The sequence below is a fragment of the Pseudomonas sp. NPDC088414 genome, from assembly GCF_044753325.1.
Classification (GTDB): Bacteria; Pseudomonadota; Gammaproteobacteria; order Pseudomonadales; family Pseudomonadaceae; genus Aquipseudomonas.
In genome coordinates this window covers 172,459-181,087 of sequence record NZ_JBIVMY010000007.1, presented here as the reverse complement: position 1 = coordinate 181,087, position 8,629 = coordinate 172,459, and the positions used below count along the sequence as shown (strand labels likewise).

General features: G+C 60.8%; 3 protein-coding genes. All 3 read left to right on the top strand.

Annotation, left to right across the window (positions count from 1 at the left end; all coding sequences use genetic code 11):
• A partial coding sequence (locus ACIP8I_RS10165) for a fumarate hydratase (protein ID WP_400760713.1) occupies positions 1-1,175 on the top strand: 1,175 nt, incomplete at its 5' end.
• A 192-nt stretch (positions 1,176-1,367) separates the two neighbouring features.
• Entirely contained in the window at positions 1,368-5,891 is a 4,524-nt protein-coding gene (locus tag ACIP8I_RS10160; RefSeq protein WP_400760711.1) for a SpvB/TcaC N-terminal domain-containing protein, read from the top strand.
• Complete coding sequence (locus tag ACIP8I_RS10155; protein ID WP_400760709.1) at positions 5,891-8,605, top strand: RHS repeat domain-containing protein; 2,715 nt, start codon at positions 5,891-5,893, stop codon at positions 8,603-8,605. Before ACIP8I_RS10160 ends, ACIP8I_RS10155 begins: the two co-directional genes overlap by 1 nt.
• Positions 8,606-8,629: the final 24 nt, after the last annotated feature.

Here is an 8,629-nt window from a genome sequence, read left to right as displayed (position 1 = left end):
ACCCGGCGGGCGCTCGCAAAAACACCAAGGACAACACCCCGGCAGTCATCCACTACTCCATCGTCCCGGGCAACACCGTGGAAGTGGACGTGGCGGCCAAGGGCGGCGGTTCCGAGAACAAGTCGAAAATGGCCATGCTCAATCCGTCCGACTCGATCGTTGACTGGGTGCTCAAGACCGTTCCGACCATGGGCGCCGGCTGGTGCCCACCGGGCATGCTCGGCATCGGCATCGGCGGCACCGCCGAGAAAGCCGCGGTGATGGCTAAAGAAGTGTTGATGGAATCCATCGACATTCACGAACTGAAAGCCCGTGGCCCGCAGAACCGCATCGAAGAGATCCGCCTTGAGCTGTTCGAGAAGGTCAACCAGCTGGGCATCGGCGCCCAGGGCCTCGGTGGCCTGACCACCGTGCTCGACGTGAAGATCATGGACTACCCGACCCACGCCGCTTCCCTGCCGGTGTGCATGATCCCGAACTGCGCCGCCACCCGTCACGCGCACTTCGTGCTCGACGGCACTGGCCCGGCCTCGCTGGAAGCGCCATCGCTGGACGCCTACCCGGAAATCGTCTGGGAAGCCGGCCCGTCGGCCCGTCGCGTCAACCTCGACACCCTGACCCCGGAAGAAGTGCAGAGCTGGAAGCCGGGCGAAACCGTCCTGCTCAACGGCAAGATGCTCACCGGCCGCGACGCTGCGCACAAGCGCATGGTCGAGATGCTGAACAAGGGCGAAACCCTGCCGGTGGATCTCAAAGGTCGCTTCATCTACTACGTCGGCCCGGTTGATCCGGTGGGTGACGAAGTGGTGGGCCCGGCTGGCCCGACCACCGCGACGCGGATGGACAAGTTCACTCGTCAGATCCTTGAGCAGACCGGTCTGCTGGGCATGATCGGCAAATCCGAGCGTGGCCCGACCGCCATCGAAGCAATCAAGGACAACAAGGCCGTGTACCTGATGGCCGTCGGCGGCGCCGCTTACCTGGTGGCCCAGGCCATCAAGAAGTCCAAGGTGCTGGCCTTTGCCGAGCTGGGCATGGAAGCGATCTACGAGTTCGAGGTCAAGGACATGCCGGTCACCGTCGCGGTAGACAGCAACGGTGAGTCGGTACACATCACCGGCCCGGCGATCTGGCAGCAGAAGATCGCCGAAAGCCTGGCGGTAGAAGTGCAGTAAGCGTTTCGCAGCTGTAAAAAAGGCCGGCCCGTCGTATGACGGGCCGGCCTTTTTTGTGCCCGCCTGTCCCGTGCGGGACACCCTGCACATTAATGGCTCTTTGGCACCTGTCACATCTGACAGGTTACGAAATAGCTAGTTGTTGCTAGCGTCTGTCCACGCACGTACTTCGCGTACGCAATGGATCCGACCATGGCTGATCAAGAGCTGAGCATCATCACCCCCTCCATCGCCAGCAGCGCGTCGATCAGCACGATCGGCAAAAGCTGGGGGGCAGTTGGCGCCACTGGCGCGGCTTCCTTTGAACTGCCACTGCCCCTGTCCGCCGGACGCGGCTGGGATCCGCAACTGGCGCTGACTTACAGCAGTCATGCCGGCAACGGGCCGTTCGGCATCGGCTGGAGCCTGGGTATTGGACAGATCAGCCGTCGTACGCAAAAAGGCGTGCCGCGGTATAGCGATCTCGATGAAATCATCGGTGATGACGGTGAAGTGTGGCAGCCCGAACTCGACGACGACGGCAAGCCGAAGTCGCGCCTTGAAAAAACCTTTAACGGAATCGACGTCGGCTATCACAACGTGGTGCGTTACTGGCCTCGGGTAGAAGGTGACTTTGCGCTCCGCGAGCGCTGGCAACGGGCAACCAAAACGGCAGCCGAGCCACCTTTCTGGCTGATCCACGGCGCAGACGGCTCCTTGCAGGTGTACGGCAAGACCAGCGCGTCGCGCCGCGCCGATCCGGACAATCCACTGCGCGTCGGCAGCTGGCTGCTGTGCGAAAGCATGAACCCGCATGGCGAGCACATCTGCTTCGACTACCTGGCCGATGATCAGGACCCCGACCCTGTTCACGACTACCGCGCCCAGCGCTACGTGCGCGCGGTGTTCTATGGCAACGTCACAGCCAGCCAGCATTTGTATAGCTGGACCATCGACGATCCGGCCGAACTGGATTGGCATTTTCATTTGCTGTTCGACTACGGCGAGCGCACCCGTTCACTGACAGAGGCCCCGGTGTACGGTGGCGACAGTCTGGCTGTCTGGGATAAACGCCGGGATCCGTTTTCCACCTTCGGTCAGGGTTTCGAGCTGGGCACGCGGCGGCTGTGCCGGCAGATCCTGATGTTCCATAAATTCTCGCGGCCTGCCGGTGAGGATCCGCTGCTGGTGCGACGGTTGCTGCTGGAATACCCGTCGCTCTCTGACCCGTGGATTTACAACCGGATCACCGCCGCTCACTATCAAGCCTTCGATGCCAGCGGCGCGCTGGAGACGACACCGCCGGTGGAGTTTGATTACTCACCCTTCGAGATCAATCAAACCCCGACCCGGATGTTCGCCGAAGACACCATGCCGGGTATTGAGGATGGGCAGTTTTATCAGTGCGTGGATCTGTACGGCGAAGGTGTACCGGGATTTCTCTGCCGCTACGATCAGTGCTGGTACTACCGCGAACCGCTGCGAGCAACGTCGGGGTCAGACGCCATCACCTACGCGTCCTGGACCGAGCTTGAGCAGATCCCGGTGGCCAGGCACGACGCCGCCCAGCAGTTCTTGCTCGACCTGACCGGCAACGGGCGGCTGGACTGGATCGCTGCCCTGCCGGGCAGCAGCGGGTATCGCACGTTGAATGCTGACCGCTGCTGGGCGCCGTTCATCGCGTTTACCGGCATGCCGCTGGAGTTTTTCAACACGCTTTCGCAGCTCGGCGACCTGGTCGGCGATGGCCTCAACTCGCTGGCACTGATCGGCCCGCGCGCGGTGCGTTTGTATGCCAACCAACGGGAACAGGGTTTTTCCAGCGCCGAAGACGTGCTTCGCGAAAACGATGAGGACAGTTTGCCGCTGTTCGGCAACGCCCCCACAGAACTGGTGCTTCTGGGCAATATGCTAGGCAGTGACATGAGCGAGCTGTGCCGGATCCGGCACGACGAAATCAAATGCTGGCCCAATCTGGGGCATGGCAAATTCGGCGAAGGCCGGGTGATCAGTGCCCTGCCCTTCCGGTATGACGAATTCAACGTCGAGCAAGTGCGGATCGCCGATATCGACGGCTCTGGTGCGCCGGCCTTGTTTTATCTGAAAACTGCCGGGTTCGAGATCTATCTCAATCGCGGCGGCAATGGGCTGGAACAAACGCCTGTCTTCGTACCGTGGCCGGAAGGTGTGAGCTACGACCGTCTGTGTCAGGTCACTTTCGCCGACCTGCAAGGCCTGGGTTGTGCCAGCCTGATCCTGACGGTGCCGCACATGACTGCGCAGCACTGGCGTTACGACTTTGTCGCGGCCAAGCCTTACTTGCTGACCGCTAGCAATAACAACATGGGTTGCGCCACGCAGGTGGTCTATCGCAGCTCTGCCCAGGAATGGCTGGACGAAAAGCAGCAATTGCTTACCGATCATCCCGACGAAATACCGGTGTGCCATTTACCGTTCGCGATTCAAGTGGTCAGCCGGCAACGCCAGCTGGATGAAATCACCGGTAACTGCCTGACGCAATCGTGCCTCTTTCGCGAAGGTGTCTACGACAGCGTCGAGCGTGAATTCCGCGGTTTCGGTCACCTGCAGCAGACCGACAGTGAAAGTGCCACGGGCGATGACGAGGTCGGTTTCACGGCCCCGGTGCGCGTCTGTACCTGGTACCTGACCGGGCAGGCGATGGATCGGCCAAGACGCGGCTATTACGACGGTGACAGTGATGCCGTTGACTTGCGACCAACAGTCTTCAGCCGCTATCACCCCGGTGACGAATGCGATGAACCGGTAACGCCAGACGGCGAGGAGGTACGCTATAAAATCGCTCGTGCACTGGTTGGCGCCGTCGCCCGCATCGAAACCTGGACCGGCACTGACGAGCCAGCCACTGCACGGCTTTACGCGGCAGAGGAGTTTCGCTATCTGGTGCGAGATGTCCGGCCCGCCGCTCTGCCTGCGTCGGCAGGCGTGCTGCTGGTACAGACCCTGGAAAAGCTCAGCTATCAATACGATGGTTTCATTGACGATCCGCTGTGCCGTCATGAAGTTTTGCTCAACAGCAGCCAGTACGGCCACGCCATTCACAGCCTGACCATCAGTTACGCGCGACGGCGCCTGCCCGGCGATCCGCCGCCGTTCAGCGACCCCGACGAACAACAGTGGTGGCGGGACGCACATGACCCGGCACAGCAATTTTTTTATCTCAACGAAACGCGCGCGCGTGCGATTGATCTGGAAGAGAAGCTCTATGAATGGCGACTGGGCCTGCCTTGGCAGCAGCGCAGCAACGCGCTGGTAATGCCCAAAGGTGATCTGCCATCGGGCCTCAGTCCGCAACAAGTGACATGGGATTTACTCAAGGAGCATGTTCACTCGCCCGAGTGGAACGCCCTCCGGGTGCTGACCGGGCAAACCGTACAGCGCTATTACAAAACGATAGATGGCAGCTTGTTGCCCGACGGCTCAGCCGACTTCGAAGCGCTGACCGCGCCGATGGAATTGGCGCAGTTTGACCAGACGGCCCTTGCCGCCTACGACGTTTTACCGCCCCCGTTCGATATCCTGCAGGAGCTGGCGCAAATCGGTTACACACCGATGCCGCTGCTGTTCGAAGACACAGCGGTAAACGCGGACGCAGAAAGCCTCTGGTCGGCGCACTACAACTACGCGAATTACGCCGCTGCCAAGGATTTCTTCCAGGTACTTGAATACCGCGAAACCTTGAGCCACGGCTGGACCAAGGCGCAGTACGACGAGTATCGCCTGCTGGTCATCAGCGTCGAGCTGCCGGATGGCTGCATCACCCGCTGCGAATACGATTACCACGCCCTGCAGCCGGTGCGCATCATCGATGCCAACGAGAACATTCAGGAAGCGCTTTACGAACCCTCGGGCCAACCGTTGGCGACCAGTTTCCATGGCACCGAAAATGGTATTGCCGCCGGTTTCCGCCCGCTCAGCGAATACCTTCGCCCTGAGAATCCACACCCGGATCAGGCCATTGCCGACCCACAAGCGGCCGTGCAAAAAGCGGCCAGCACCTTGCGCAAGGATTTGTTCAGCTGGATGGGACAACTACCGCCGCAGGTCCACACCACGCTGCTTGAGCAATGGCTGGCCAGCGGCTACATGTTGCCGAGCCTGCACATTCGCACCAGCGCGCGACGGCGGCTGGCGCAATTGACGTCGCCGACACCCGCCGAACAGGCCCTGCGCGAACTCATCAGCACAATTGCACGCACACCGGTGCACAGTGTGACGCTTAGCGCCGACCGCTACCCCGACGACTCCGTGGCGGCCCAAGTGCAGATCATCATCAGCTACGTGGATGGTTTTGGCCGCGCGTTGCAAACCCTGCAACGGGTCGAGCCCGGAAACGCCTATGCGGTGGCCGCCGATGGCGCGCTGATCGTCGATCGCGGGCAGTTGCGCGAGGAGCACGCCGAGTCGCGCTGGCGGGTCAGTGCCCGGGTCGAATACAACAACAAGGGTCTGGCGATTCGGCAGTTCCGGCCGTTTTTTGCCGACAACCATGGCTACGTCAATGATCAATCCCTGCGACGGTACGGCTATTTCGATCAACTGTTCCATGACCCGCTCGGGCGTCCGGTCAAGCTGATCAACGCCAAGGGCTATTTTTCTCTCGAGGGCTACCATCCGTGGTATCAGACCAAACATGATTTCAACGACACCGACGACTCCGCTGAGCCGGAATCGGCGTTGCCGCGGACATTGCACTGATGAGCGCCAACCTCCATCGGCGCACGCCGTCGCTCGTCGTGATCGACGGTCGCGGCTTGCCGTTGCGTCAGGTTGCCTATCTGCGCGCACTGGCCGATGCGACTGCCGAGGCTTTGGTAACGCGCCAACAGCACGACAGTGCCGGGCGTCTGGTGGCACAGTTCGATCCGCGCCTGAGCGCTCCCAGCGTTATCAGCATTCATGACCTCAACGGCCAGCCACTCAAGGTCAGCAGCGTGGATGCCGGCTGGCGCCTGAGCCTGCCCGGGCTGGCCGGACAAGCCTTGCAGCGCTGGGACGCGCGCGGTGTGCACTGGAGCAGCCGCTACGATGAGTTGCTGCGCCTGGTGGCGATCAGCAACAGTGCCGACCCGCTCGGCGACACCTTCACCTATGCCGATGCCAGTGCCGCGGCCGATCACAATCAGCGCGGACAATTGCTGGAACAGGTCGATCCGTCCGGCAGCCTGCACCTGGACAGCTACAGCCTGGCCGGACAGCCACTGCGCGAAAGCCGCACCTTTGCCGACGCCCGGGTATTTGTCAGCCAGCGCCATTTCAGCCCGCTGGGCGCGATGCTGGAGCAGACCGACGCCGGCGGCCACCGCCAGCAATCGCGCTATGACGTCGCCGGCCAGCTCAAGCAGTTGCAACTGCTGCTGGCCGGCGACCACGACTGGCAGGACGTGTTGCTCGACGCGCACTTCAACGCCGTTGGACAAATCATCGAACAACAGACCGGCAATGGCATTGCCAGCTACTGGGACTACGAGCCAGCCACTGGGCGTCTGCAGCGGCACTGGGCGCAAAAAGGTGCGCAGCCGCCCCTGCAGGACATCAGCTATGAATACGATCCGGTCGGCAACCCGACACGCATCCTCGATAACGCGTTCACGCCCAGCCATTTCGCCAACCAGCGGGTCGACGGCGAACGTGCGTTCCATTACGACTCGCTGTATCGCCTGATCAGCGCCAGCGGTTACGACGATGCGGCCCCCGGCGATCTCCCCGGCCGGCCGCAGCCAAGCGACCCCAACGACCGGCGCAATTACCTGCAGACCTACCGCTACGATCACGGCGGCAACCTGACGCAACTGTGCCATGTGCGCGACGGCGCCTGTCAGACCCGTCAGATGTGTATCGACCCTGCAAGCAATCGCGGTGTGCGCTGGAAAGAAGGTGATCCGGCACCGGATTTCGATCAACTATTCGACCGCCACGGCAACCTGATGGCCCTGCAACCGGGACAGGCGCTGCGCTGGGACGCCCGCGATCAACTGGCCTCGGTGACCCTGGTCCAACGCGAAAACGGCCTGGATGACGCCGAGTTCTATCACTACAGCCAGGGCGCGCGCGTCTACAAACGCCATGACACCTACAGCGGTTCCAACCGGCATTTCCACGAGGTGCGCTACCTGCCCGGACTGGAGATCCGCAGCAAGGACAACGGTGAGGAGCTGCACGTCATCAGCCTCGCCGCCGGCTCAGGCCATGTAAGTTGCCTGCATTGGCTCAGCGGCAAACCGCCGGGTATTGCCGACAACCAGTTGCGCTACACCCTCGATGATCACCTGGGTTCATGCGTGATGGAACTGGATCAGCAGGCACGCCTGATCAGTCACGAAGGCTATTACCCGTTCGGCGCGACCGCGTGGATGAGCGCCGACTCGGCTGTCGAGGTTGACTACAAGACACTGCGCTATTCAGGCAAGGAAATGGATGTCAGCGGTTTGTATTACTACGGTGCGCGGTATTACGCGACGTGGTTGCAACGCTGGGTCAGTGCGGATCCGGCATGGGATGTGGACGGGCTGAATCTGTTTGAATTCGTTGGCAATAATCCGCTGCGCTATTTCGATGCGCAGGGGCACCAGCGAACCTCATCCGAGCTATTAACAGTCGTGGCGGACTATGAAAATTTGCTCGCCACCGTCACAACCAAACTGGATAAATCGATCTATCAATTCAACCACTTGAACTCCGTCAAGGATATCTACCTCTCCAGTGGCAAGAAGGCTGCCCTGACCCTGCTCAACGTTCTGGCCTCCTCCATCACCGCCGCTACAGCGTTTACCGCCGGTACGGCCGCCGGAACATTTCTGACGTTAAACCCGGTCACAGGCATCGCCATTGGTATAGGCACCGCAGCACTGGCCGCTGACATTACAGGCGCACAGATCGACAAACTCGGCGAGGATAACGCCTTCGGCTATGCGCTTTTGCCCGATAGTGCAGATTACGAAGTGGGTCGTCTGAACGAGGAAGCCAAACCCAAAAGCTGGATGTCGAGAATCAAATCCGTGTTCTCAAAATATGCCCCGGACAGCATCGACGGAAACAAGGAAATATTGATTGCAGGCGCCATCGGAGCCGCTGATGTGTTAACGGGCGGCACTCATCTGGAAAAACTCCTGGCCTTTTTCCGTCTCAGTGTCGAAGTGACCGAAGCACTCAATGACTCGCTGGGGCAACGCGACCTGGATCTGGTTGAACAAGGTATCGAACTGGTCGCCGACTACCTCAATTCCCGCAAGGAACTGTCGGACCAGGCACTGGAAGAGCTGGAAGGTCTCGGTCGAGAAAACATAGCCACGGCACAGGGCACCCGCCACCGTCTCGCGCAGAGTGAAACCGCCGTGCTGGGCAAGATGAATCGTGTCCTTGAGTTACTGCCTAGAGTGTCTTCCCACATGCAACAGAAAAGAGCGGCCTGAAATGAATCACTGCACGCAGGTTCA

Coding starts and splice junctions, on each gene's coding strand:
- ACIP8I_RS10160 (WP_400760711.1), top strand. CDS start 1,368: ATGGCTGATCAAGAGCTGAGCATCATCACCCCCTCCATCGCCAGCAGC.
- ACIP8I_RS10155 (WP_400760709.1), top strand. CDS start 5,891: ATGAGCGCCAACCTCCATCGGCGCACGCCGTCGCTCGTCGTGATCGAC.